Below are 23,351 nucleotides of genomic sequence, written 5' to 3' on the forward strand. Positions count from 1 at the left end.
GACCGCATCCTCGGCATGCCTGTCTTCGGCATGCCCTTGCCGAAAACACGAAGGAACGCGCCATGAACGGATCCACCGGAAGGCGGCTCACCGCCGCGGCCCTGACCGTCGTCGCCCTCGCCACAGGCACCACCGCATGCTCGTCGGGCGGAAGTTCGTCCGCTGAGGGGGAGGACAGCGGCACGTACACCGTCTGGGACCCCTACCCGCAGTTCGCCAAGAACTCGGCCTGGGTGAAGCTGCTCGACGGCTGCGGCACCAAGGCCGGCGTGAAGATCAAGCGGACCGGGTTCGACACCAGCGACCTGGCGAACAAGGCGCTGCTGGCGGCCCAGCAGGACAACTCCCCGGACGTGCTCATCGTCGACAACCCCGTGGTGTCGACCCTGGCCGAGGCCGGAGTCCTCACCACGACGGCCGACAGCAAGGTGGACACCTCGAAGGTCGACCCCAACCTGCTGGCGGCCGGTCAGTCCGGCGGGAAAACGTACGGAACGCCGATCGGCGCCAACACCCTTGCCCTCTACTACAACAAGAAGGTCCTCAAGGCCGCGGGCGTCGACAGCGCCTCGGTCAAGGACTGGCCGTCCCTGACCGCCGCACTTGAGAAGGTCAAGAAGGCGGGCAAGAAGGGCATCACCTTCTCCGCGATCGGCACGGAAGAGGGCAGCTTCCAGTTCCTGCCCTGGTTCTGGGGCGCGGGCGCGAAGCTGACCCAACTCGACTCCGCCCAGGGCGAGTCGGCCCTGTCCCTGTGGAACGGCTGGCTGAAGAAGGGCTACGCCCCCAACTCGGTGCTCAACAACACCCAGACCACCAGCTGGCAGGAGTTCGCCACCGGCGACTACGCCTTCGCCGAGAACGGAACCTGGCAGCTCGCAGGCGCCGAGAAGGCCGGCTTCGACTACGGCGTGCTCCCGATACCCGGCGCTTCCGGTGGCAACGCCGCGGCCCCGACCGGCGGCGAGTTCGTCACCGTCCCCGTCCAGGGCGACACCGGCCGCTACGCCACCACACGCAAGCTGGTCTCCTGCCTGACCAGCACCGACAACCTCTATGCCACCGACACCACCCTCTCCTACGTGGCCCCCACCAGCGCGGTCCAGGACAAGCAGATGGCGTCCGACGCCAAGTTGAAGCCGTGGATCGAGGCGGTCAAGGCCGCCAAGGGACGCACCAGCGACGACCTCGGCACCAAGTACCCCAAGATCTCGGAGCAGCTGTGGAAGGCGGTCCAGACGGCCCTCAGCGGGGCCAAGTCCCCCAAGGACGCGCTCACTTCGGCGCAGGCGGCGGTCAAGTGACGTGGGCCCGGTGAAGCAGACGACACACCCACCGGACCGTCGGCCCGTGCTCGACCGGAACGGGGCGGCCCCCGCCGCCCCGTCCCCGGCCCGCACCGCGCCGCGCCGCCGTCCCGCCCCCCAGCAATGGGCCGCCTGGGCCTTCCTCGCCCCGGTCACTCTCTACCTCGGCCTCTTCTACGCCTATCCGCTCTACCGCAACCTCGACCTGAGCCTGCGCAACTACACCGTCCGCTCCTTCGTCCAGGGCGACGCGCCCTTCACCGGCCTCGCCAACTACCGCACCGTCCTCGACGATCCGACCTTCGGCCCGGCACTGACCCACACCGTGGTGTTCACCGCCGTGTGCCTGTTCTTCCAGTACGCCATCGGCCTGGCACTCGCGGTCTTCTTCAACCAGCACTTCCGGCTCTCCGCGACCCTGCGCGCCCTGTTCCTCGTACCATGGCTGCTGCCGCTGATCGTGTCGGCCTCCACCTGGTCATGGATGCTCAACAGCGACTCCGGCATCGTCAACGCCGCCCTGCACGTCGTCGGCATCGGCCCGGTGAACTGGCTGACCTCGCCGTCGTGGTCACTGACCTCGGTGATCATCGCCAACGTCTGGATCGGCATTCCGTTCAACCTGGTCGTGCTCTACAGCGGTCTGCAGGCGATCCCCGACAGCCTCTACGAGGCGGCCGCCCTCGACGGCGCGAACGCCTGGCGGCGCTTCTGGCACATCACCTTCCCGCTGCTGCGCCCGGTCTCAGCCATCACCCTGCTGCTGGGCCTGGTCTACACGCTCAAGGTCTTCGACATCGTCTGGATCATGACCAAGGGCGGCCCGGCCGACGCGTCCACCACCTTCGCCACCTGGTCCTACCGGCTCGGCTTCGGCAACCTCCTGCCCGCCTTCGGTCCCGGAGCGGCCGTCGGCAACCTGCTCGTCGTCGCCGCCCTGGTCTTCGGCCTGGTGTATCTCAGGGTCTAGCGAAAGCAGTACGCCTCATGACGACCATCGCGACAGCAATCCGCTCACGCCGGGCCCGCAGGACCACCTGGTGGAAGACCGCCACGGGCCTCCTCCTCGCCGCGATCATGCTCTTCCCGGTCTACTGGATGCTCAACGTGTCCTTCACCCGCGACCAGGACATGCGCAAGAGCCCGCCCGACCTGTTCCCCGTGCACGGCACGCTGGAGGGCTACCGGGCCGTCATCGACCAGCAGTTGCCCTACCTCGGCACCAGCCTCGTCATCGGCATGGGCACCGTCGTACTGACGGTGGCGCTGGCCGCACCCGCCGGCTACGCACTGGCCAAACTCCGCCCACGCGGCGGCGGCGTGCTCAGCTTCCTCTTCCTGGTCGCCCAGATGATCCCCGGCATCATCATGGCGATGGGCTTCTACGCCATCTACCTCAGCCTCGGCCTGCTCCAGTCGGTGCCCGGCCTGATCGTCGCGGACTCCACCCTGGCCGTCCCCTTCGCCGTTCTGATCTTCACCGCGTTCATGTCCGGCATCCCGGACGAACTGCTCCAGGCCGCGAAGACCGACGGCGCCGGACCATTGCGCACCTTCTGGTCGATCGTGCTGCCCATGAGCCGCAACGCCGCCGTCACGGTGTCCCTGTTCGCGTTCCTGTGGTCCTGGTCCGACTTCGTCTTCGCCAGCACCCTTGCGGGCGGCGGCGCGCACGAACCGATCACGCTCGGCATCTACCACTACATCGGCAACAACAACCAGGAGTGGAACGCCATCATGGCCACCGCCGTCGTGGCCTCGCTGCCCGCGACGGTGATCCTCGTCCTCGCCCAGCGCTACGTCGCCGCCGGCGTGAGTGCCGGAGCCGTGAAGGACTGATCCGAAGGACTGCCTCTCTCCCGGCAGACCGCCGGCCACCCATGCTGAAGAAACGAGTAACTCTGCATGACCGCTGCCCGACCCGGCCCGGCTTTCTCCCTGCGAGACATTCCGTTTAGCACCCACGGATCCTGGTTCGGCATCTCCCCGGTGCTGGCGGAGAAGACATACGCCGAAGACCTCCATCTCGTCTCCCACCAGAACGGGATGCACGCCGTCCTGTGCCTTGTCCCCCTCGATCCCACGACGGGTGAACGGGCGGAGGCCCGTGTCACGGCGACACCGAGTCTCCTCAGCTGGACCCACGAGGGCGGGCGGATCGACCTCGCCTATGAGTCGCCGGACACCGTACGTCTGCGCGGTGACGGGCCGGGCGTGCGCATCACCGCCGCGGCGCAGATCCTGACGCCCTTCACGGGTACGTACTTCTTTCGCGACCCGGTGGACGGGGCGCACGTGTTCACCTCGTACGAGACCGGGCGCCGCTACCGGGTCACCGTACTGTCCGGCCGAGTGGGCGACACTTCCGGCAGTCAGGCCCTGGGCAGTGCCGACCGCGGTCTCACGATCAGCGCGGAGGCCGGCGGCACCTGGGAGGCCGCCATCGAGGAACTCGACAGCGCACGCCGTCCCTACACCGCCCGGACGACGTTCGGCGAAGTCGTGACCGCGGCGGAGCGGGCCTTCGTCGCCTTCGTCGATGCGGTGGCCCCCTGGCGCTCCTCCCGTACTCCGGCCGCCGAACTCGCCGCGTACGTCCTGTGGTCGGCGACGGTCGGCCCGGCAGGCCTCGTCACCCGGCCCGCGGTACTGATGTCCAAGCACTGGATGGACAAGGTTTGGAGCTGGGACCACTGCTTCAACGCCCTCGCTCTGGCACCCGGAGCTCCCGCGCTGGCCCGGGACCAGTTCTCGCTGCCGTTCGACCACCAGGACGAGAGCGGGGCCCTGCCCGACTCGGTGACCCACTCGGAGGTCCTCCACAACTTCGTCAAACCCCCCATCCACGGCTGGGCCCTGGGCCACCTGCGCCGAAGGCTCCCCGAGCCCCTCGGAGGCGAGGAACTCGCCGAGATCTACGACAGGTTGAGGCGCTGGACGGATTTCTGGCTCACCGCGCGCCGGGCGCCCGGTGCCGCCCTGCCGCACTACCAGCACGGCAACGACAGCGGCTGGGACAACGCCACGCCATTCGACCCCGAACGCGTGGTCGTCACCGCCGACCTCGCCGCGTTCCTCACCCTCCAGTTGCACGAACTGGCCGCCCTGGCAGCGGAGCTCCGTCTCGCCGACGACGCGCGGCAGTGGACGCGCATCGCCGAGGAGACCCAGGCCGCCCTGCTCGACGAACTCTGGACGGGGGAGCGGTTCGTCGCCCGGGGCGCCGAAAGCGGCGACACCTGGAGCAGTTCAAGTCTGCTCGACCTGATGCCGATCGCCCTGGGCGAGCACCTGCCCGAGCACGTCGCCAAGTCCATGGCCGCCCGGATCGAGGCGCACCTGACCCCGTACGGGCTGGCCACCGAACTCCCCACGTCACCGCACTACCGCCCCGACGGCTACTGGCGCGGCCCGATCTGGGCGCCCGCCACGGTCCTCGTCGAGGACGGCCTGCGCCGCAGTGGCCACCACCGGCTCGCCGACGAGATCAGCGCCCGCTTCCGGGCGCTGTGCGAAAGCCACGGCTTCGCGGAGAACTTCGACGCCCTCGCCGGCACGGGCCTGCGCGACCGCGCCTACACCTGGACAGCCGGCAGCTACCTCCTCCTCGCCGAAGCCCATGAACTGCGTCACGCCCTCGAGGGAGCCGATGCCCCGAACGAGTCGAGGCCCTGACGGCTGGAGATGCTTGTGTGGAGCGTCCGAGCCGAATCGTCGTTCAGCGGCGATCCTGGACGCGCCTCCGGCGGCGGATTCAACCCCCGGCCCTCGTCACTGGCCCACCCTTCCGTCGACGCACTCGCGCAACAGGTCGGCGTGCCCGCAGTGACGGGCATACTCCTCGATCCTGTGCACCATCAGCTCCCGAACCGCGATCCCGTTCTTCCCCACACGCTCGCTCAGATCCGGGTGCTCGGCCAGCGCGGCGTCCAGCGCGGCTTGCTCGCGCTCCAGATCGGCGTACGCGGCGTCGACCTCGGCCTGCTCGGCGACAGCTCCGTCGAAGTCCGCGTCACGCCTGCCGTACAGCTTCGGCAGAGGATCACCGTCGCTGATCCAGTTGCGCCAGTCCCGTTCCACTTCGGCGAGGTGCCGAACCAGGCCGAGCAGCGACATCGTCGACGGTGGAACCGACCGACGGGCCAGTTGCTCCGCGTCCAGGCCCTCGCACTTCATCCGCAGGGTCATGCGGTAGCCCGTCAGGAAGTCCAGCAGCGTGGCAAGTTCGCCGTCCGGACTGACACCGTCACTGTGGCGGGGGTCGTCGTCCGGGTCAGCCCACATGTCGGGGTAGATGGTTGCCCGGCTCCATCGTGCGGGTTGGTCACTCATGCGTTCCATGTTCGTCCGTGAGGGCCCAAGCTCGCCAGTGAGTTTGGGCCCGGGCGAAGGGTGTGTGCGGTCGGCCGGGCACGACCCTGCCGATCTTTCAAACATGTGGCGCCCGGAACCACCCTGGTTTGATCACACCGTCGAGCCGAAGCGCGACCGAGAGGAACAACCCCCGTGAGTGAATGGCAGCTGCACCAGACATTCCGCAGCACCTCCGGCGACGTCCGCTGGGACAGCCTCGGACACCCCGGCCAGGATCCGGTCGTCCTCCTCCACGGGACGCCCTTCTCCTCCTATGTCTGGCGTGCCGTCGCCCGCGCACTCGCTCGCCGTCACCAGGTGTTCGTGTGGGACATGCCCGGTTACGGAGCATCGGAGAAGTACGCCGGGCAGGACGTCTCCCTGGCCGCCCAGGGCAGGGTCTTCACCGAACTCCTGGCGCACTGGGGCCTGAACGAACCACTGGTGGTCGCCCATGACTTCGGCGGCGCCGTCTCCTTGCGGGCGCATCTGCTGCACGGCGCTGCCTACCGTGCGCTCGCTCTGGTCGACCCCGTCGCACTGGCGCCATGGGGGTCCGCGTTCTTCCGGCTCGTCGGCGAGCACTCCGAGGTCTTCGAGCAGTTGCCACCCCCACTGCACCACGCCTTGGTGCGCGAGTACGTGAGGTCGGCCAGCAGCCCGGGCCTCCACCCGGCAGTACTCGACCGGCTCGTCCGGCCCTGGCTCGGCGATCTCGGCCAGCCGGCCTTCTATCGGCAGATCGCTCAGGCCGACCAGCTCTACACGGATGAGGTTCAGGACCGGTACGGCGAGATCGGCATCCCGACGCTGGTGTGCTGGGGACAGGACGACACCTGGATTCCGATGGCGAAAGGACAGGAGCTCGTCGCTCGCATCCCGGGCGCGCGACTCGAGCCGATCGCCGGCGCGGGCCACCTCGTCCAGGAAGACGCACCCGCCGAGCTCACAGCCGCTCTCATCGCCTTCCTCCAGCACTCCCGCTGAAGGGTTCTGTCGCGGCGCTCGCCATACGACGGCGTAACCGCACGCCCACGGTGAGGAGATCCGCCCTGTCCAGTCGGCGTTCTGCACGCCCGATCCTTGACCCCTGCTCGCCGCTCCACGATGCTGTGTTGCGGCACATGAGATGTGTGCCGTAATGAGCAACATTCCAACCAGGTCTCGTACCAGCCGAGGAGTGGCCATGACTCACCAGGTCCGTGCTGTCGTCGCGCGGGGCAAGGGCGCCCCCGTCAGCCTGGAAACGATCATCGTGCCTGACCCCGGCCCGGGCGAGGCGCTGGTGAAGATCGAGGCGTGCGGGGTCTGTCACACCGATCTGCACTATCGCGAGGGCGGCATCAGCGACGACTTTCCGTTCCTGCTGGGCCACGAGGCCGCGGGTGTCGTGGAGTCGGTGGGGGAGGGCGTCACCGATGTGGCGCCCGGGGACTTCGTCATCCTCAACTGGCGTGCCGTGTGCGGTCAGTGCCGGGCATGTCTGCGCGGACGGCCGTGGTACTGCTTCAACACTCACAACGCGAAGCAGAAGATGACCTTGACCGACGGCACCGAGCTGTCTCCGGCTCTGGGTATCGGCGCGTTCGCGGAGAAGACGCTGGTGGCGGCGGGGCAGTGCACGAAGGTGGACCGGGCCGCGTCGGCCGCCGTCGCCGGGCTGCTGGGGTGCGGAGTGATGGCGGGCATCGGCGCGGCCATCAACACCGGCAATGTCGGACGCGGAGACAGTGTGGCGGTCATCGGCTGCGGCGGTGTGGGGGACGCGGCGATCGCCGGCGCCCGGCTCGCCGGGGCGGCCAAGATCATCGCTGTCGACATCGACGAGCGCAAGCTCGAGACCGCGAAGAAGATCGGAGCGACCCACACCGTCAACTCCAAGCAGGGCGATCCCGTGGCGGCCGTACGCGAGCTGACCGGCGGCTTCGGCGCCGATGTGGTGATCGAGGCGGTCGGCCGCCCGGAGACGTACAAGCAGGCCTTCTACGCCCGTGACCTGGCGGGCACGGTCGTCCTCGTCGGCGTACCGACCCCGGAGATGAAGCTCGAACTGCCGCTGCTGGACGTCTTCGGCCGGGGCGGCGCGCTGAAGTCCTCCTGGTACGGCGACTGCATGCCCTCCCGCGACTTCCCGATGCTCATCGACCTGTATCTGCAGGGCCGACTGGATCTCGACGCGTTCGTGACGGAGACCATCGCGCTGGACGAGGTCGAGAAGGCCTTCGAGCGGATGCACGGTGGCGATGTGCTGCGCTCGGTGGTGGTCTTCTGATGGCCGGCATGGCCGGTGCCCGCGTTGAGCACCTCGTGACCTCGGGGACGTTCTCCCTGGACGGTGGCACCTGGGACGTCGACAACAACGTCTGGATCGTCGGTGACGACACCGAGGCCGTCGTCATCGACGCCGCACACGACGCCGAGGCGATCGTCGATGCCCTCGGCGGACGCACGCTGCGGGCCATCGTGTGCACCCACGCCCACAACGACCACATCGACGCGGCCCCCGAACTCGCCGCCCGTACCGGTGCTCCGATCCTGCTCCACGGCGACGACCTGCCGCTGTGGAAGCAGACCCACCCGGAGAGGTCACCCGACGGTGAACTGGCCGACGGGCAGGTCGTCACGGTGGCGGATGTCGAGCTGACCGTGCTGCACACCCCCGGTCATGCCCCCGGCGCGGTGTGCCTGTACGCGCCGGGCCTGAAGGCGCTCTTCAGTGGTGACACGCTGTTCGCGGGCGGCCCAGGGGCGACGGGAAGGTCGTACAGCCACTTCCCGACCATCATCGACTCGATCCGCGACCGGCTACTGAGCCTGCCGGGCGACACCGTCGTACACACCGGCCACGGGGACACGACCACCGTCGCCGCCGAGGCCCCGCATCTTCAGGAGTGGATCGACCGCGGATTCTGACCACCGGCGGCGGCCTCGTCAAAACGCTCGAAGCGTCTCAGCACTCGATGACGTTGACCGCGAGGCCGCCGCGCGAGGTCTCCTTGTACTTCACCTTCATGTCGGCACCGGTCTCGCGCATCGTCTTGATGACCTTGTCGAGCGAGACCACATGGGTGCCGTCGCCGCGCAGCGCCATCCGCGCCGCATTGATCGCCTTGACGGAGGCGAGGGCGTTCCGTTCGATGCAGGGGATCTGGACCAGGCCTCCGACCGGGTCGCAGGTCAGCCCGAGATTGTGCTCCATGCCGATCTCCGCCGCGTTCTCGACCTGCTCCGGCGTGCCGCCGAGCGCCTCGGCGAGACCGGCGGCGGCCATGGAGCAGGCGGAGCCGACCTCGCCCTGGCAGCCGACCTCGGCTCCGGAGATCGAGGCGTTCTCCTTGAACAGTGCCCCCACCGCGCCGGCGGCGAGCAGAAAGCGGACGACCCCGTCCTCGTCGGCCCCAGGAACAAAGCGCGTGTAGTAGTGGAGCACCGCGGGCACGATCCCGGCGGCACCGTTGGTGGGCGCGGTGACCACGCGGCCGCCGGAGGCGTTCTCCTCGTTGACGGCCAGCGCGAAGAGATTGACCCAGTCCATGATGTGCAGGGGATCCACATCCTGGGAGTCCTCGGCGAGGCTGCGCAGCAGCTGCGGGGCACGGCGCGGCACCCTCAGCCGCCCGGGCAGGGTGGTCTCGGTCCGTGAACAGCCGCGCTCCACGCACTCCTGCATGACCGTCCAGATCCGCAGCAGGCCGGCGCGAACCTCGCTTTCGCTCCGCCGGGCCAGCTCGCCCGCGAGCATCACCCCGCTGATCGGCAGTCCGGTCTCGTAGGCGCGCAGCAGCAGTTCGGATGCCGAGCCGAAGGGGAGCGGTACCGGCGTGTCGTCGGGCTTGACGCGGTCGGTGCCCGTCGCGTTCTCGTCGACGACGAAGCCCCCGCCCACCGAGTAGTACGTGCGCGCCCTCAGCTCGCGGTCATCGCGGTCCCGGGCCGTGAACAGCATGCCGTTGGGGTGGAACGGCAGCGTGCGGCGACGGTGCAGCACCAGGTGCTCGCGCTCGCGGAACTCCACCTCCCGGCGGCCCAGCAGCCGCAGCCGGCCGGCCTCGTGGATCCGGCGCACCCGGTCGTCCGCGGTGTCGGTGTCGACGGTTTCCGGGTCCTCGCCTTCGAGGCCGAGGAGTACTGCCTTGCCGCTGCCGTGGCCGTGACCCGTGGCGCCGAGCGATCCGAAGAGTTCTGCCCGGACCGAGGTGGTGCGGGGGAGGAGACCGTCTGCGTGCAGCCCGGTGACGAAGAGGCGGGCGGCCTTCATGGGCCCCACGGTGTGGGAGCTCGACGGCCCGATACCCACCTTGAACAGGTCGAAGACGCTGATCGCCACCCCGGGCCCCTTCCTGCGATGTGTTGTCTATGACGCAAAGCGTTGCGTAAAAAGCAACATTGAACAAGGGGGTGGCACGTCCTCTGGATGCCTTGACAAGGGTTTGGGGCCGCCCTCAAACTGGCGTTGCGCTTACCGCAATCCGTTTCGCTATACGCACCGAGGTGTCATGATGATTCCCGCGTGCCTTCTCGTGGATCTGCCGCGAGGCGAGGCCTACCGGCTCGACATGGATCCGCCGGTTTCGGTGTTCCACACCGACGACGGCGAGGTCTTCGCCATCGACGACACCTGCACCCACCAGGACGCGTCGCTCGCCGACGGCTGGCTGGAGGGCTGCGAGGTGGAATGCCCGCTGCACGCATCGAAGTTCGACCTCCGGACCGGAGTCGTCGATGCTCCGCCGGCCAAGCGCCCGGTGCGCACCCACGAGGTCTTCATCGAGGACGGCATGATCTACGTCCGGCCGTCCACGGAAGCCCCCAACCTGCCGCCCTGCGTCGCGTCCCGACTCGCCGGGGGACCCGCGTGAGGACGGTGGCCGTGGTGGGTGCCTCGCTGGCCGGTCTGTCGGCGGCGCGCTCGTTGCGCAAGCAGGGGTACGACGGACGGCTCGTCATCATCGGCGACGAACCGCATCGCCCGTACGACAGGCCGCCGCTGTCCAAGGAGTTCCTGGCCGGTGACATCGGCGAAGCCGATCTCGCGCTGGAGTCGGACGACGAGGACCTGCGGGCCGAGTGGATGCTCGGCGCCCGCGCCACCGGACTCGACGCCGACGGCACGGACCGTGTCGTGCGGCTCGCCGACGGCCGAGAGGTCCGGGCCGAGGGCATCGTCATCGCGACCGGTGCGGTCGCGCGGAGCCTGCCGGGCACGGACAGGCTGGCCGGGGTGCACACTCTGCGCACCCTGGACGACGCCCGCGCCCTGCGGGACGAACTGGCCCTGGGCGGACGGCTGGTGGTGATCGGCGGCGGATTCATCGGCGCCGAGGTCGCCTCCACCGCGTACGCCCTCGGACTCGATGTGACGGTTGTCGAGGCGGCGCCGACGCCGCTGGCCGGATCGCTCGGCGAGACGATGGGCGGCATCGTCTCCGCCCTCCACGCGGACCACGGCGTACGGCTGTTGTGCGGCGTGGGGGTCAAGGGACTGAGTGGGGAGACCCGGGTCGACGCCGTCCTGCTCGAGGACGGTCGCAGTGTTCCTGCCGACATCGTCGTCGTCGGTGTGGGCGCGCGCCCGTGCGTCGAGTGGCTGGACGGATCCGGCGTTGTTCTCGACAACGGCGTCAAGTGCGGCGCGGACGGCCGCACCAGCCTCGCCGGTGTGGTGGCGGTCGGTGACTGTGCCTCCTGGTACGACCCGCACGCGGGGGTCCATCGCCGCGTCGAGCACTGGACCGGTGCGCGGGAGCGGCCCGACGCGGCCGTGGCCACGCTGTTGTCCTGGGGTGCGGCGGAACCGGGTGTGCCCCGTCCGCCGTACTTCTGGTCGGACCAGTACGGCGTGAAGATCCAGTTCGCCGGTCATTCGGCCGGTGCCGACACGGTGACGGTCGAGGAAGGCGCCCCGGGCGACCGCAGTTTTCTGGCCGTCTACCGGCGCGGCGGGCATCCGGTCGCCGTGCTCGCGATGAACCAGCCCCGGCTGTTCATGCGCTGGCGCAAGCAGCTCACCGCCGCGACATCTTGACACCACCCATGCGGCATCTCATGCTGCGGTTGCGTATAGCACGTAGCGTTGCTCCATACAAAACACCGTCCGGAGTCGCTCGTCCCGGCGCGTGAATGACCGATCCACGACGTTCTCCGAGGAGTGCACTGTGACCTCGACCAGCCTGCCGGACAGTCTGATCGCCACCCTCCCCGGCTCCTCCTACACGGATCCGGGGATCTTCGCCCAGGAGCAGGAGCGCATCTTCGAAACGATGTGGTTCTGCGCCGTGCGCTCCTCGGATCTGGCCAGGCCCGGCGCCTTCCGGACCGTCGAGGTGGGCCGCGAGAGCATCCTGATCACGCGCGCACGGGACAACTCCATACGCGCCTTCTTCAACGTCTGCAGGCACCGCGGCGCCAAGCTCTGCACGGAGGAGACCGGCGAGGTCAAGCGTGCCTTCCAGTGCCCCTATCACGCCTGGACTTACGACCTGACGGGCAAACTCGTCGCGGCGCCCAACCTCACCAAGATGCCCGACGTCAGCCGCACGGAGTACGGCCTGGCGAGCGTGGCGACCCATGAATGGCTCGGCTACGTGTGGGTGTGCCTCGCGGAGAACCCGCCTCCCTTCGAGGAGGTCGTGCAGGACGTCGTCGCACGCCTCGGCGACACCGAGTCGATCGAGCACTACGACATGGAGAACCTCGAGATCGGCAAACGGATCGTCTATGACGTCAAGGCGAACTGGAAACTGATCGTCGAGAACTTCATGGAGTGCTATCACTGCGCGACGATCCACCCCGAACTCACCGAAGTGCTCCCGGAGTTCGCCGACGGATACGCCGCCCAGTACTACGTGGGGCACGGAGCGGAGTTCGGCGCCGAGGTCAAGGGCTTCACCGTCGACGGCTCCGAGGGCCTGGACCGCATTCCGGGGGTCTCCGAGGAGCAGGACCGTCGCTACTACGCGATCACCGTCAGGCCGCAGGTGTTCATCAACCTCGTCCCCGACCATGTGATCTTCCATCGGATGTACCCGGTCGCGGCGGACCGCACGATCGTCGAGTGCGACTGGCTCTACCTCAAGCACGTCGTCGAGAGCGGCAAGGACGTCAGCCGATCGGTGGAGCTCTTCGACCGCGTCAACCGGCAGGACTTCGACGCGTGCGAGCGCTGCCAGCCCGCGATGAGCTCCCGGCTGTACGCCAAGGGCGGCGTACTGGTGCCCAGCGAGCACCACATCGGCGAGTTCCACGACTGGGTCCAGGAGCGTCTTGGGACAGGGCAGTCGCAGTAGTGGCGGTTCTCGACAGGTCGACGCCGGCGGCCGAAGGGGCCGTCGGCGGCGGCACCTGGGTGCTCAGCCCAGGTAGCCCATCCGATAGCTGATCTCCTCCGCGCCCTTGACCAGCACCGGAGCGAGCTCGTGCATGCGCTCCTCGGTGAACCGGTACGAGGGTCCTGAGGCGCTGAGTGCCGCGATGACCACTCCGTCCCGGTCGCGAACCGGCGCGGCCATGGCGTGGAGCCCGACCTCCAGCTCCTCCACGGTCCGGGCGTAGCCACGCTCCCGGGCCTCGGCGAGATTCTTCTCGAGCTTCGTCTTCGAGGTCAGGGTGTGCGGGGTCACCTTCTTCAGGCCGGCTTCGGCCAGCAGCGCGGCGCGCTCCTTGGCGGGCATATGGGCCAGCAGGATCTTGCCGCTGGAGGTGGCGTGCAACGGGGTCAGCTGGCCGACCCAGTTGTGCGCGGTGACGGCCCCCGGACCGCGCACCTGGTAGAGGTTGATCGCGTAGTGCTCCTGCATCACAGCGATGTTGACGGTCTCGCCGATCTCCTCGGCGAGGCGCTCGCAGACCGGGCGGCCCTGCTGGGTGATGTCGATGCGTCCCGTGACCGCGCCGGCCAGGCGTACGATGCCGAAGCCGAGGCGGTACTTGCCGCGCTCGCCCGCCTGCTCCACCAGACCGCGCGCCTCCAGGGCGCCGAGCAGCCGGAACGCGGTCGACTTGTGAACATCGATCTCGGCGGCCACCTCGCTGACGCCGGCCTCGCCGCGCTGGGCCAGGATTTCCAGCACGCTGATGGCGCGGTCGACGGACTGCACCCCGCCGGACTGCGAACCTGTCGTTTCAGTATCTGGACTGTAGTTGCTCACAGCGAAACTATACGCGCAGTAAACAACAGCGGCGCAAGTAACAGCGTCGAAACGTAGACCTTGCAAGTTGCGTGGCTCGCAACCTAGTGCGTATAGCGATACTCGTATTAGCATGCCACGCGTATCTACGGCGCGAGCGAGACGAGGCACCATGGCTCCCCTGCAATACGACTTCGTCATCGTCGGCGGTGGATCGGCCGGCAGCGCACTGGCGAACAGACTCTCCGCGGACCCGGGCAATCAGGTGCTGGTCCTGGAGGCCGGCCGGCCCGATTACCCGTGGGATGTCTTCATCCACATGCCCGCGGCGCTGACCTACCCGATCGGCAGCCGGTTCTACGACTGGAAGTACGAGTCCGAACCCGAGCCCCACATGGGCGACCGGCGCGTCTACCACGCGCGCGGCAAGGTGCTGGGCGGTTCCAGCAGCATCAACGGCATGATCTTCCAGCGCGGCAACCCCATGGACTACGAGCGCTGGGCCGCCGATGCCGGCATGGAGTCCTGGGACTACGCGCACTGTCTGCCGTACTTCAAGCGGATGGAGAACTGTCTCGCGGCCGACCCCGACGACGAGTTCCGCGGCCACGACGGCCCTCTCGTACTCGAACGCGGCCCCGCCTCCAACCCGCTGTTCACCGCCTTCCTCAAGGCCGTCCAGGAGGCGGGTTACCCCCGCACCGACGACGTCAACGGCTACCAGCAGGAGGGCTTCGCCCCCTTCGACCGCAACGTCCACCGAGGACGCCGCCTGTCGGCCTCCAAGGCGTACCTCAAGCCCGCGAGGAAGCGGCCCAACCTCACCATCACCACCCGCGCCCTGGTCACCCGCGTCCTCTTTGAGGGCAAGCGTGCCGTCGGTGTCGAATATCGGCGTCGCGGCAAGGTCCAGCAGGTGCGCGCCCGCGAGGTCATCCTCTGCGGCGGCGCGATCAACTCCCCGCAGCTGCTGCAGCTCTCCGGCGTCGGCAACGCCGAGGAACTGAGCGCGCTCGGCATCGACGTGGTCCACGACCTCCCGGGCGTCGGCGAGAACATGCAGGACCATCTGGAGGTGTACATCCAGTACGCCTGCAAGCAGCCCGTCTCCATGCAGCCGTACATGGCGAAGTGGCGCGCGCCCTTCATCGGCCTGCAGTGGCTCTTCCGCAAGGGACCCGCCTCGACCAACCACTTCGAGGCCGGCGGCTTCGCCCGCAGCAACGAGGACGTGGACTACCCCAACCTGATGTTCCACTTCCTGCCGATCGCGGTCCGCTACGACGGCTCCTCGCCGGCCGGCGGGCACGGCTACCAGGTGCACGTCGGGCCCATGTACTCCGACGCCATCGGCTCGGTGAAGATCAAGAGCAAGGACCCGAACGAGCACCCGGCGCTGCGCTTCAACTACCTGTCCACCGAACAGGACCGCCGCGAGTGGGTCGAGTCGATCCGCGTCGCCCGCAAGCTCCTCAACCAGCCCGCCCTGGCCCCGTACAACGACGGGGAGATCTCGCCCGGCCCGTCCGTCGAGAGCGACGACGAGATCCTCGCCTGGGTCGCGAAGGAGGGCGAGACCGCCCTGCACCCCTCGTGCACCTGCAAGATGGGCACCGACGAGATGTCCGTCGTCGACCCCGGCAACATGCGGGTGCACGGCGTGGAGGGACTGCGCGTCGTCGACGCTTCGGTGATGCCCTACGTCACCAACGGCAACATCTACGCGCCGGTGATGATGATCGCGGAGAAGGCGGCCGACCTCATCCTCGGCAAGGAGCCGCTGCCCGCATCCAAGGCCGCGTACTACCGGTACCGCGACGCCCAGAAGCAGGCCGGGTAGACCTTGGGCGGCGACCACTTCCGGGCGCTGCTGTCGAGCGTCCGCTACGAGGTGCTGCCCGCGAAGTCGACCGAGGACAAGGTCCTCGCCCATGTGCCGCGCGACGTCGTCGTCACCGTGACGGCGTCGCCGGTCAAGGGCCTGGAGCCGACGCTCGACCTCGCCACCCGGCTCGCGGCGCACGGCTGTCGCGTCGTCCCGCATGTGCCCGCGCGGCTGCTGCGGGACGACGCGCACCTGAAGGATGTCGTCGACCGGCTCGGGGAGGCGGGCATCGACGACGTGTTCGTCCCGGCGGGCGACGCCGATCCGCCGGCCGGGGCCTACGACGGGGCACTACCCGTGCTGCGCAGGCTGAGCGAGCTGGGCAGCCCCTTCGCGCGGGTCGGTATCACCGGTTATCCCGAGAGCCACCCGCTCATCCACGACGACCTCACCATCCAGGCGATGTGGGACAAGCGCGCGCACGCCACGTACATCGTGAGCAACCTCTGCTTCGACCCGCGTGTGCTGGGTGACTGGGTCGGCCGGATACGCCGTCGCGACGTCACCCTGCCCGTCCATGTGGGCGTCGCGGGGCCGGTGCAGCGGGCGAAGCTGCTGTCCATGGCGGCGAAGATCGGCGTGGGGGAGTCGACCCGCTTTCTCACCAAGCACGCCTCCTGGTTCCTGCGCTTCGCGGCACCCGGCGGCTACTCGCCCGACCGGCTGCTCGCACGCAGCGCCGAGGCGCTCACCGCGCCCTCGGCGGGGGTGGCGGGCCTGCACCTGTTCACCTTCAACCAGATCGCGGAGACCGAACGGTGGCGCCGCGCTGTGCTTGAGCGATTGGGTGGCTGAGCGGGGCCTCCTCGGTGCCCGGGGGTGCAGCGGGCCTTGCTGGGGGCTGCGCGCCCAGGCCCCCCTCGTCGCCTTGACGGCTCGTCCTCACATGCCGGACGGGCTGTTTGTGCCGGCCTGCGTCCCAAGAGCCGGCTTCAGAGGCCGTATACAGAGCGTCATCAGAGGCCGTATACAGAGAGGGGCGGGCCGGATTCCGGCCCGCCCCTCTCTCGTGCTCGGCTCAGCGGAATACAACCGTGCGGTTGCCGTCCACCATGACGCGGCTCTCGGTGTGCCACTTCACCGCATGCGCGAGCACCTGCGCCTCCACGTCCCGCCCGACCGTGACCAGCTCCTCGGAGTCGAGCGAGTGGTCCACCCGGACCACGTCCTGCTCGATGATCTGCCCCTCGTCCAGGTCAGGTGTCACATAGTGCGCCGTCGCGCCGACGAGCTTCACTCCGCGTTCGTACGCCTGCTGGTAGGGGCGGGCGCCCTTGAAGCTGGGCAGGAACGAGTGGTGGATGTTGATGGCGTGACCCTCCAGCTGCTTGCACAGGTCGTCGGAGAGGATCTGCATGTAGCGAGCCAGCACCACCAGGTCGATGTCCAGCTCGCGTACGAGCTCCAGCAGGCGCGCCTCGGCGTCTGCCTTGGTGTCCTTGGTCACCGGGATGTGGTGGAAGGGGACGCCGTAGGTCTGCGCCAGTCCCTCGAAGTCCCGGTGATTGGAGACGATCGCGGGGATCTCGATGTTGAGAGCGCCGGTGCGCCGGCGGAAGAGCAGATCGTTGAGGCAGTGGCCGAACTTGGACACCATGATCAGCGTCCTGGTCGGGGTCGAGGCGTCCCGGAGGGTCCAGGAGATCCGGTAGGCCTCGGCGACGGGACCGAATCGGTAACGCAGATTTTTCAGATCGGCGTTTGGATCGGAAACGTCGAAGTGGACCCTCATGAAGAAACGGCCCTCGAGTCGATCATCGAACTGCTGGCTCTCCAGGATGTTGCCGGAGTTCCTGACGAGAAAGCCGCTCACGGCGTGGACCAGTCCGGCGCTGTCCGGACACGAGAGAGTGAGGACGTACTCACGGCCAGGTTGCGGTCGAGGGGACATGTGCAGCCTCCGTCGGTGCGTATTGCACAACATGGTGAGCGATACGCAACATGGTTGAGCTCGATGCGGCCTGCGGTCAAGAGTGGCCGGGCAACTGCCGTCATGGCGAAATCGTCATCCGCCAACCCCTTGACGTATGTCTGCACATTCGCCAGGGTGTTCCACCACAAGCAATACGGTGCACGATGCGCAACGAAATTCGCTCGAAGGGCTCCACGCGTGGCAGACCTGTATGTGGACGGAGAATGGCGCGATCCGGTGGCCGGAGGTCGCCGGGAAATCCGCTGTCCCGCTGACGGCACGCTCTCCGCGACCGTGTCCGAAGGGACGCGCGGCGACACCGAGGCCGCGATAGCCGCGGCCCGCCGGGCCTTCGACGAAGGAGCCTGGCCGCGCACCCCCGAGCGAGAGCGCGGTGCGCTGCTGCTGCGCACCGCCGACCTCATCGAGCGCGACGCCAAGGAGTTCGCCCGCGCCGAATCGCTGGACACCGGCAAGCGGCTGGTGGAGAGCGAGTACGACATCGCCGACGTCGTCTCCTGCTTCCGCTACTACGGCGGGATCGGGGGCACCGATGCCGGGCGGGTGATCGACACCGGCCGCGACGACGCCGTCAGCCGCGTCGTCCACGAACCGGTCGGCGTGTGCGGGCTCATCACCCCCTGGAACTACCCGCTGCTGCAGGCCAGTTGGAAGGTCGCTCCCGCCCTCCTCGCGGGCAACACGATCGTCCTCAAGCCCAGTGAGCTCACTCCCTCCACCTCGATTCTGCTGATGCGAGCACTCGAGGAGGCCGGGCTCCCGGCCGGCGCCGCCAATCTCGTCCTGGGCACCGGGCCGGAGGTGGGCGCACCGCTCTCCGAGGACCCGGCCGTCGACATGGTCTCCTTCACCGGGGGCCTGGAGACCGGTAAACGCATCATGGCCACCGCCGCCTCGACCGTGAAGAAGGTGGCGCTGGAGCTCGGCGGCAAAAACCCCAACGTCATCTTCGCCGACGCCGATTTCGAGACGGCCGTGGACTTCGCCCTCACGGCCGTCTTTCTGCACTCGGGGCAGGTCTGCTCGGCCGGCGCCCGTCTGATCGTCGAGGACTCCCTCCATGACGCCTTCGTCGACGAGGTCGTCCGCCGTGCCCGGCAGATCCGCCTCGGCGGCCCCTTCGACCCCGAGGCCGAGACCGGAGCGCTGATCTCCGCACAGCACCTGGAGAAGGTCGAGGCGTACGTCGCGGCGGGCCTCGCCGAGGGCGCCGTACTGCGCTGCGGCGGCGAACGCCCCGGTGACCCCGCACTGGCCAACGGCCACTACTACCCGCCCACCGTGCTCGACGAATGCCGGCAGGACATGCGTGTGGTGCACGAGGAGTCCTTCGGCCCCGTGCTCACCGTCGAGCGCTTTCGCGACGAGGACGACGCCGTACGCATCGCCAACGACACCGAGTACGGACTCGCCGGAGCCGTCTGGACGCAGGACGCCGGCAAGGCCCAGCGGGTCGCCCGGCGGCTGCGCCACGGCACGGTGTGGATCAACGACTACCACCCCTATGTGCCGCAGGCGGAATGGGGTGGCTTCGGGCACTCGGGCGTGGGCCGGGAGCTGGGACCGACCGGCCTGGACGAGTACCGAGAGCCCAAGCACATCTGGCAGAACATCCAACCCCGGCCGCAGCACTGGTTCCGCGGCTGAACGCCGAAAAGAGGTCGATCGTGACCCCAGCACAGACCGAGGTGCCGCAGCGGCGCGGCACGCCCCAGGACTCGGCCCCCACCCCGGTCATATCCGTGCGCAAGCTGTGGAAGGTGTTCGGGCCGAAGGCAGACCAGGTACCGGACTCCGAGGAGCTGTGCGGGCTCACCCGCCGCGAGCTGATGGACCGCACCGGATGCACCGCCGCCGTGCGCGACGTGAACTTCGAGGTCTCGCCCGGCGAGGTCTTCGTCGTCATGGGCCTGTCCGGCTCCGGCAAGTCCACTCTGGTGCGATGTCTGACCCGGCTGATCGAACCCACCGCGGGTGAGATCGTCTTCGAGGGCGAGGACATCCGCGACGCGGACGACAAGCGCCTGCGCGAACTGCGGCGCCGCAAGTTCTCCATGGTCTTCCAGCACTTCGGGCTGCTGCCCCATCGCCGGGTCGTCGACAACGTGTCCTTCGGCCTGGAGATCCGCGGCATGAGCAAGGCCGAGCGCACCAAGCGAGCCCTGGAGGTCGTCGAACTGGTCGGCCTCTCCGGGTATGAGAACTCCTACCCCGACCAGCTCTCCGGCGGTATGCAGCAGCGCGTCGGCCTCGCCCGGGCGCTGGCCGGCGATCCGGATGTACTCCTCTTCGACGAACCGTTCTCGGCGCTCGACCCGCTGATCCGCCGTGACATGCAGAACGAGGTCATCCGTCTGCACCACGAGGTCGGCAAGACGATGGTGTTCATCACCCACGACCTCTCCGAGGCGCTCAAGCTGGGCGACCGCATCCTCATCATGCGCGACGGCAAGATGGTCCAGTGCGGTACCGGGGACGAACTGGTCGGCGCCCCCGCCGACGACTACGTACGCGAGTTCGTCAAGGACGTGCCGCGCGGCGACGTACTCACGCTGCGGTGGATCATGCGCCCGCCGGAGGACGGCGACGCCCTGGACGGCCCCGAGCTGGGCCCGGACGTCGTGGTGCGGGAGGCCACCCGGGCGGTGCTGGCGGCCGAGAAGCCGGTCAAGGTCGTCGAGAACGGCAAGCTCCTCGGCATCGTCGGTGACGAGGAGATCCTCGCCGTGGTCGCCGGGCAGGAAGGCGACATGTGATGACCGTCGCCCTGGAGAAGCCGGAGAACGCGGACAAGGCGGAGCAAGCGTCGAAGACCGCGGCCGTCGCGGGCGTGCGCAGGATCAGCCGCCGCATGCTGGTGGGCGCGATCCTGCTCGCCTGGCTGGTGCTCTTCGCCGTGCTGCGCGGCAAGCAGACCCTGACGCTGGCGGCGGCGGACCTCACCGATCTGCACCGCTGGTTCAACGACGTCAACGACTCGATCGGCGCGGACCGCAACTCCAACCCGCTCTTCCTGTATTTCTTCAACGAGATCCGCCTGGTCATCGACAACCTGGTGACCTTCATCCAGTCGCTGATCTCCCAGCCCTCCGACGGCCGTCCGCTGCCGCAGATCGGCTGGCTCGGCGTCGTCGGGATCGCCGGCTATCTCTCCTGGGCCGTGGGCAACTGGCGGGTCGCACTGCTGGCCGTGGCCGGCTTCACCTTCTTCGGGCTGCAGGGTCTGTGGCAGGAGAGCATGGACACGCTGGCGCTGACCCTCTCCGCGGTCTTCGTCGCGCTGCTGATCGGGATTCCGCTGGGCGTGTGGGCCGGCCTTTCCGACCGGTTCAACCGGATCATGACGCCCTTCCTGGACTTCATGCAGACGATGCCGACCTTCGTCTACCTGGCCCCGCTGACCCTGTTCTTCCTCATCGGCCCGGCCTCCGCCACGATCGCCACGCTGATCTACGCGGCACCGCCGGCGATCCGTATCACCGCGCACGCCATCCGTTCCGTACCGCAGACCACCGTTGAAGCGGCCGACTCGCTGGGCTCGACGCGACGGCAGACGTTGCTGAAGGTTCTGCTGCCGATGTCCAAGCGGACCGTGGTGATGGGCGTCAACCAGACCATCATGGCCGCCCTGGCCATGGTGACCATCGCGGCCCTGATCGACGCACCCGGCCTCGGAAAGACCGTTGTCCAGGCCCTGCAGTCGCTGGACGTCGGCACGGCATTCAACGCCGGTCTGGCCATCGTCGTCATGGCCATCGTGCTGGACCGGGTCACGACCGCGGCGAGCGTACGGGCGGAGGCGGCCCGGCGCTCGGGGAACCGCTTCCTCAAGTGGCGGCGGCCTCTGCTGGTGGGAGGCGCAGTGGTAGCGGCGGTGCTGGTGTATCTGTCGCACACGTACGTATGGGCGGCCGAGTTCCCCGGCGAGGGCAGCACCGGCAGCACGATCGCGAGCGCCGCGGACGATGTGACCACCTGGGCACAGGACAACCTGTCGGGCGTCACGAACGCCTTCCGTGACGCCATCACCAACGGCCTGCTCAATCCGTTCCAGACGCTGCTGACCGACTCCCCGTGGTGGCTCGTCGGCGCGGCCCTGGTCGGACTCGGCGCGGTGCTCGGCGGATGGCACGCCGGAGTCACCACGGCCGTGTGCGTGGGCCTGCTGGTCGGCACTGGCGTGTGGTCGGACAGCATGACCACGCTGGCGTCGACCGCTGTGGCGACGGTGCTGGTGATGGTGCTCGGCGTCGTCTTCGGAGTGTGGATGGGGCGCAGCCCGCTCGTGGACCGGCTGCTGCGGCCCACCCTGGACGCTGCGCAGGTCATGCCGCCGTTCGTCTATCTCGTGCCGTTCCTCGCGCTGTTCGGCGCGACACGCTTCACAGCGATCGTCGCCGCCGTCGTCTACGCGGTCCCGGTCGCCATCAAGATCATCGCGGACGGAGTGCGGGCCGTGCCCGAGACCACCGTCGAAGCGGCCACGGCGGCCGGGTGCAGCAGCTGGCAGATCATCACCAAGGTTCAACTGCCGATGTCACGCAGTGCCCTGACGCTCGCGACCAACCAGGGCCTGATCTACGTGCTGTCGATGGTTGTTGTGGGCGGCCTGGTAGGAGCGGGCGCCCTCGGCTACGACGTCGTGGCCGGATTCTCGCAGGGAGAGCTGTACGGCAAGGGGCTGGCGGCGGGGCTCGCCATCGTACTGCTCGGAGTCATGTTCGACCGGATCACTCAGGCAGCGGCGCGGCGTACGAGCGCATAAGGAGCACGGACCATGGCAACGCAAGCAAAACAGTGGAGAGTCGGCGCGGCCGGCATAGCGGTCCTCGGCCTCACCCTCACCGCGTGTGGCGGTGCGAAGGTCGGTGACAGCTCCGCCGGCTCGGACAGCTCGGGCAAGTGCGGCACGTTCAACCTCGCGGTCAACCCGTGGGTGGGCTACGAGGCCGATGCGGCGGTCGTCGCCTATGTCGCGGAGCACAAGCTCGGCTGCAAGGTCACCAAGAAGGACCTGAAGGAAGAGATCGCCTGGCAGGGCTTCGGGACGGGCGAGGTCGACGCGGTCCTGGAGAACTGGGGCCACGACGACCTGAAGAAGAAGTACATCACCGGGCAGAAGACCGCCGTCGATGCCGGCCAGACCGGCAACAAAGGCATCATCGGCTGGTACGTGCCGCCGTGGCTGGCGAAGGCGCACCCGGACATCACCGACTGGAAGAACCTGGACAAGTACGCGTCCAAGTTCAAGACCTCCGAGTCGGGCGGCAAGGGCCAGCTGCTCGACGGCGACCCGTCGTACGTCACCAACGACGAGGCGCTGGTGAAGAACCTGAAGCTGGACTTCAAGGTGGTGTACGCGGGCAGCGAGACCGCGCTCATCCAGGCCTACCGAAAGGCCGAGAAGAACAAGGAATGGGTGATCGGCTACTTCTACGAGCCGCAGTGGTTCCTGTCCGAGGTGCCGCTGGTGAAGGTCAATCTGCCCACGTACAAGACGGGCTGTGACGCCGACGCGGCGAAGGTGGCCTGCGACTATCCCGTGTACAACCTCGACAAGATCGTCAGCGCCAAGTTCGCCAAGTCGGGCAGCCCGGCCTACGACCTGGTGAAGAAGTTCAACTGGACGAACGACGACCAGAACGTCGTGGCCAAGTACATCGCCGTGGACAAGATGTCGGCCGACGCGGCGGCGAAGAAGTGGGTCGAGGCCAACACCGACAAGGTCGACGCCTGGATCAAGTAGG

The 23,351-nt window shown here is 68.3% G+C and carries 20 protein-coding genes; 16 read left to right on the forward strand and 4 right to left on the reverse strand.

Annotated features, from left to right (window positions below; all coding sequences use genetic code 11):
• Positions 1-62 precede the first annotated feature (62 nt).
• The 4 genes from AB5J53_RS41680 (at position 63) to AB5J53_RS41695 (ending at position 4,982) form a co-directional block, all read left to right on the forward strand.
• Complete coding sequence (locus AB5J53_RS41680) at positions 63-1,304, forward strand: extracellular solute-binding protein (RefSeq protein WP_369250780.1); 1,242 nt, start codon at positions 63-65, stop codon at positions 1,302-1,304.
• A 10-nt stretch (positions 1,305-1,314) separates the two neighbouring features.
• Positions 1,315-2,277, forward strand: a complete 963-nt coding sequence (locus tag AB5J53_RS41685) for a carbohydrate ABC transporter permease (protein WP_369250781.1) — start codon at positions 1,315-1,317, stop codon at positions 2,275-2,277.
• Between the two features lie 17 nt (positions 2,278-2,294).
• Positions 2,295-3,146, forward strand: coding sequence for a carbohydrate ABC transporter permease (locus AB5J53_RS41690; RefSeq protein WP_369250782.1), 852 nt, complete (start codon positions 2,295-2,297; stop codon positions 3,144-3,146).
• A 66-nt stretch (positions 3,147-3,212) separates the two neighbouring features.
• Positions 3,213-4,982, forward strand: coding sequence for an amylo-alpha-1,6-glucosidase (locus AB5J53_RS41695; protein WP_369250783.1), 1,770 nt, complete (start codon positions 3,213-3,215; stop codon positions 4,980-4,982).
• A 96-nt stretch (positions 4,983-5,078) separates the two neighbouring features.
• Here the strand turns inward: AB5J53_RS41695 and AB5J53_RS41700 are convergent, their stop codons facing one another.
• Positions 5,079-5,648, reverse strand: coding sequence for a DinB family protein (locus tag AB5J53_RS41700; RefSeq protein ID WP_369250784.1), 570 nt, complete (start codon positions 5,646-5,648; stop codon positions 5,079-5,081).
• A 165-nt stretch (positions 5,649-5,813) separates the two neighbouring features.
• Between AB5J53_RS41700 and AB5J53_RS41705 the strand changes: the two genes are divergently transcribed.
• From AB5J53_RS41705 to AB5J53_RS41715, 3 genes are all read left to right on the forward strand, one after another.
• Positions 5,814-6,647 (forward strand): alpha/beta fold hydrolase, encoded by an 834-nt coding sequence (locus AB5J53_RS41705; protein WP_369250785.1) that lies wholly within the window; start codon positions 5,814-5,816, stop codon positions 6,645-6,647.
• Between the two features lie 199 nt (positions 6,648-6,846).
• On the forward strand, positions 6,847-7,932 hold the full coding sequence (locus tag AB5J53_RS41710; RefSeq protein ID WP_369250786.1) for an S-(hydroxymethyl)mycothiol dehydrogenase: 1,086 nt from the start codon (positions 6,847-6,849) through the stop codon (positions 7,930-7,932).
• Positions 7,933-7,940: 8 nt separating this feature from the next.
• Positions 7,941-8,573: an MBL fold metallo-hydrolase gene (locus AB5J53_RS41715; RefSeq protein WP_369252799.1), complete on the forward strand. Its 633-nt coding sequence runs from the start codon at positions 7,941-7,943 to the stop codon at positions 8,571-8,573.
• A 37-nt stretch (positions 8,574-8,610) separates the two neighbouring features.
• Here the strand turns inward: AB5J53_RS41715 and AB5J53_RS41720 are convergent, their stop codons facing one another.
• Positions 8,611-9,987: an L-serine ammonia-lyase gene (locus AB5J53_RS41720; RefSeq protein WP_369250787.1), complete on the reverse strand. Its 1,377-nt coding sequence runs from the start codon at positions 9,985-9,987 to the stop codon at positions 8,611-8,613.
• 169 nt (positions 9,988-10,156) lie between these two features.
• Here AB5J53_RS41720 and AB5J53_RS41725 point away from each other — a divergent pair, with 169 nt between their 5' ends.
• From AB5J53_RS41725 to AB5J53_RS41735, 3 genes are all read left to right on the forward strand, one after another.
• Positions 10,157-10,519 (forward strand): bifunctional 3-phenylpropionate/cinnamic acid dioxygenase ferredoxin subunit, encoded by a 363-nt coding sequence (locus AB5J53_RS41725; protein WP_369250788.1) that lies wholly within the window; start codon positions 10,157-10,159, stop codon positions 10,517-10,519.
• Positions 10,516-11,685 carry an NAD(P)/FAD-dependent oxidoreductase gene (locus tag AB5J53_RS41730; protein ID WP_369250789.1) on the forward strand — a complete coding sequence of 390 codons (1,170 nt, stop codon included), beginning with the start codon at positions 10,516-10,518 and terminating at the stop codon, positions 11,683-11,685. The genes AB5J53_RS41725 and AB5J53_RS41730 overlap by 4 nt, the downstream gene beginning before the upstream one ends.
• A 130-nt stretch (positions 11,686-11,815) precedes the next feature.
• The gene (locus AB5J53_RS41735; protein WP_369250790.1) at positions 11,816-12,946 is read left to right on the forward strand and encodes an aromatic ring-hydroxylating dioxygenase subunit alpha; all 1,131 of its coding nucleotides are present in this window, start codon (positions 11,816-11,818) and stop codon (positions 12,944-12,946) included.
• Between the two features lie 63 nt (positions 12,947-13,009).
• Here AB5J53_RS41735 and AB5J53_RS41740 read toward each other — a convergent pair whose 3' ends face one another.
• Entirely contained in the window at positions 13,010-13,756 is a 747-nt protein-coding gene (locus AB5J53_RS41740) for an IclR family transcriptional regulator (protein WP_369252801.1), read from the reverse strand.
• A 202-nt stretch (positions 13,757-13,958) separates the two neighbouring features.
• On the opposite strand from AB5J53_RS41740, the gene betA reads away from it, so the two are divergent.
• Positions 13,959-15,626: a choline dehydrogenase gene (betA, locus tag AB5J53_RS41745; RefSeq protein WP_369250791.1), complete on the forward strand. Its 1,668-nt coding sequence runs from the start codon at positions 13,959-13,961 to the stop codon at positions 15,624-15,626.
• A gap of 3 nt (positions 15,627-15,629) precedes the next feature.
• Entirely contained in the window at positions 15,630-16,466 is an 837-nt protein-coding gene (locus AB5J53_RS41750; RefSeq protein WP_369250792.1) for a 5,10-methylenetetrahydrofolate reductase, read from the forward strand.
• Positions 16,467-16,689: 223 nt separating this feature from the next.
• Here AB5J53_RS41750 and purU read toward each other — a convergent pair whose 3' ends face one another.
• A complete protein-coding gene (gene purU, locus AB5J53_RS41755) occupies positions 16,690-17,562 on the reverse strand; it encodes a formyltetrahydrofolate deformylase (RefSeq protein ID WP_369250793.1) in 873 nt (290 codons plus the stop codon).
• A gap of 219 nt (positions 17,563-17,781) precedes the next feature.
• Here purU and AB5J53_RS41760 point away from each other — a divergent pair, with 219 nt between their 5' ends.
• Genes AB5J53_RS41760 through AB5J53_RS41775 form a run of 4 tightly spaced genes read left to right on the forward strand, consistent with a single transcriptional unit; the run spans position 17,782 to position 23,350 of the window.
• Positions 17,782-19,251 (forward strand): aldehyde dehydrogenase family protein, encoded by a 1,470-nt coding sequence (locus AB5J53_RS41760; RefSeq protein ID WP_369250794.1) that lies wholly within the window; start codon positions 17,782-17,784, stop codon positions 19,249-19,251.
• A gap of 20 nt (positions 19,252-19,271) precedes the next feature.
• A complete protein-coding gene (locus AB5J53_RS41765) occupies positions 19,272-20,360 on the forward strand; it encodes a glycine betaine/L-proline ABC transporter ATP-binding protein (protein WP_369250795.1) in 1,089 nt (362 codons plus the stop codon).
• Positions 20,360-22,369: an ABC transporter permease gene (locus AB5J53_RS41770; RefSeq protein ID WP_369250796.1), complete on the forward strand. Its 2,010-nt coding sequence runs from the start codon at positions 20,360-20,362 to the stop codon at positions 22,367-22,369. The genes AB5J53_RS41765 and AB5J53_RS41770 overlap by 1 nt, the downstream gene beginning before the upstream one ends.
• Positions 22,370-22,381: 12 nt before the next feature.
• Positions 22,382-23,350, forward strand: a complete 969-nt coding sequence (locus tag AB5J53_RS41775) for an ABC transporter substrate-binding protein (protein ID WP_369250797.1) — start codon at positions 22,382-22,384, stop codon at positions 23,348-23,350.
• Position 23,351 lies beyond the last annotated feature (1 nt).

The sequence above is a fragment of the Streptomyces sp. R41 genome, from assembly GCF_041053055.1.
Taxonomy (GTDB): Bacteria; Actinomycetota; Actinomycetes; order Streptomycetales; family Streptomycetaceae; genus Streptomyces.

Coding starts and splice junctions, on each gene's coding strand:
- AB5J53_RS41680 (WP_369250780.1), top strand. CDS start 63: ATGAACGGATCCACCGGAAGGCGGCTCACCGCCGCGGCCCTGACCGTC.
- AB5J53_RS41690 (WP_369250782.1), top strand. CDS start 2,295: ATGACGACCATCGCGACAGCAATCCGCTCACGCCGGGCCCGCAGGACC.
- AB5J53_RS41695 (WP_369250783.1), top strand. CDS start 3,213: ATGACCGCTGCCCGACCCGGCCCGGCTTTCTCCCTGCGAGACATTCCG.
- AB5J53_RS41700 (WP_369250784.1), bottom strand. CDS start 5,648: ATGGAACGCATGAGTGACCAACCCGCACGATGGAGCCGGGCAACCATC.
- AB5J53_RS41710 (WP_369250786.1), top strand. CDS start 6,847: ATGACTCACCAGGTCCGTGCTGTCGTCGCGCGGGGCAAGGGCGCCCCC.
- AB5J53_RS41715 (WP_369252799.1), top strand. CDS start 7,941: ATGGCCGGTGCCCGCGTTGAGCACCTCGTGACCTCGGGGACGTTCTCC.
- AB5J53_RS41725 (WP_369250788.1), top strand. CDS start 10,157: ATGATGATTCCCGCGTGCCTTCTCGTGGATCTGCCGCGAGGCGAGGCC.
- betA (WP_369250791.1), top strand. CDS start 13,959: ATGGCTCCCCTGCAATACGACTTCGTCATCGTCGGCGGTGGATCGGCC.
- purU (WP_369250793.1), bottom strand. CDS start 17,562: ATGTCCCCTCGACCGCAACCTGGCCGTGAGTACGTCCTCACTCTCTCG.
- AB5J53_RS41770 (WP_369250796.1), top strand. CDS start 20,360: ATGACCGTCGCCCTGGAGAAGCCGGAGAACGCGGACAAGGCGGAGCAA.
- AB5J53_RS41775 (WP_369250797.1), top strand. CDS start 22,382: ATGGCAACGCAAGCAAAACAGTGGAGAGTCGGCGCGGCCGGCATAGCG.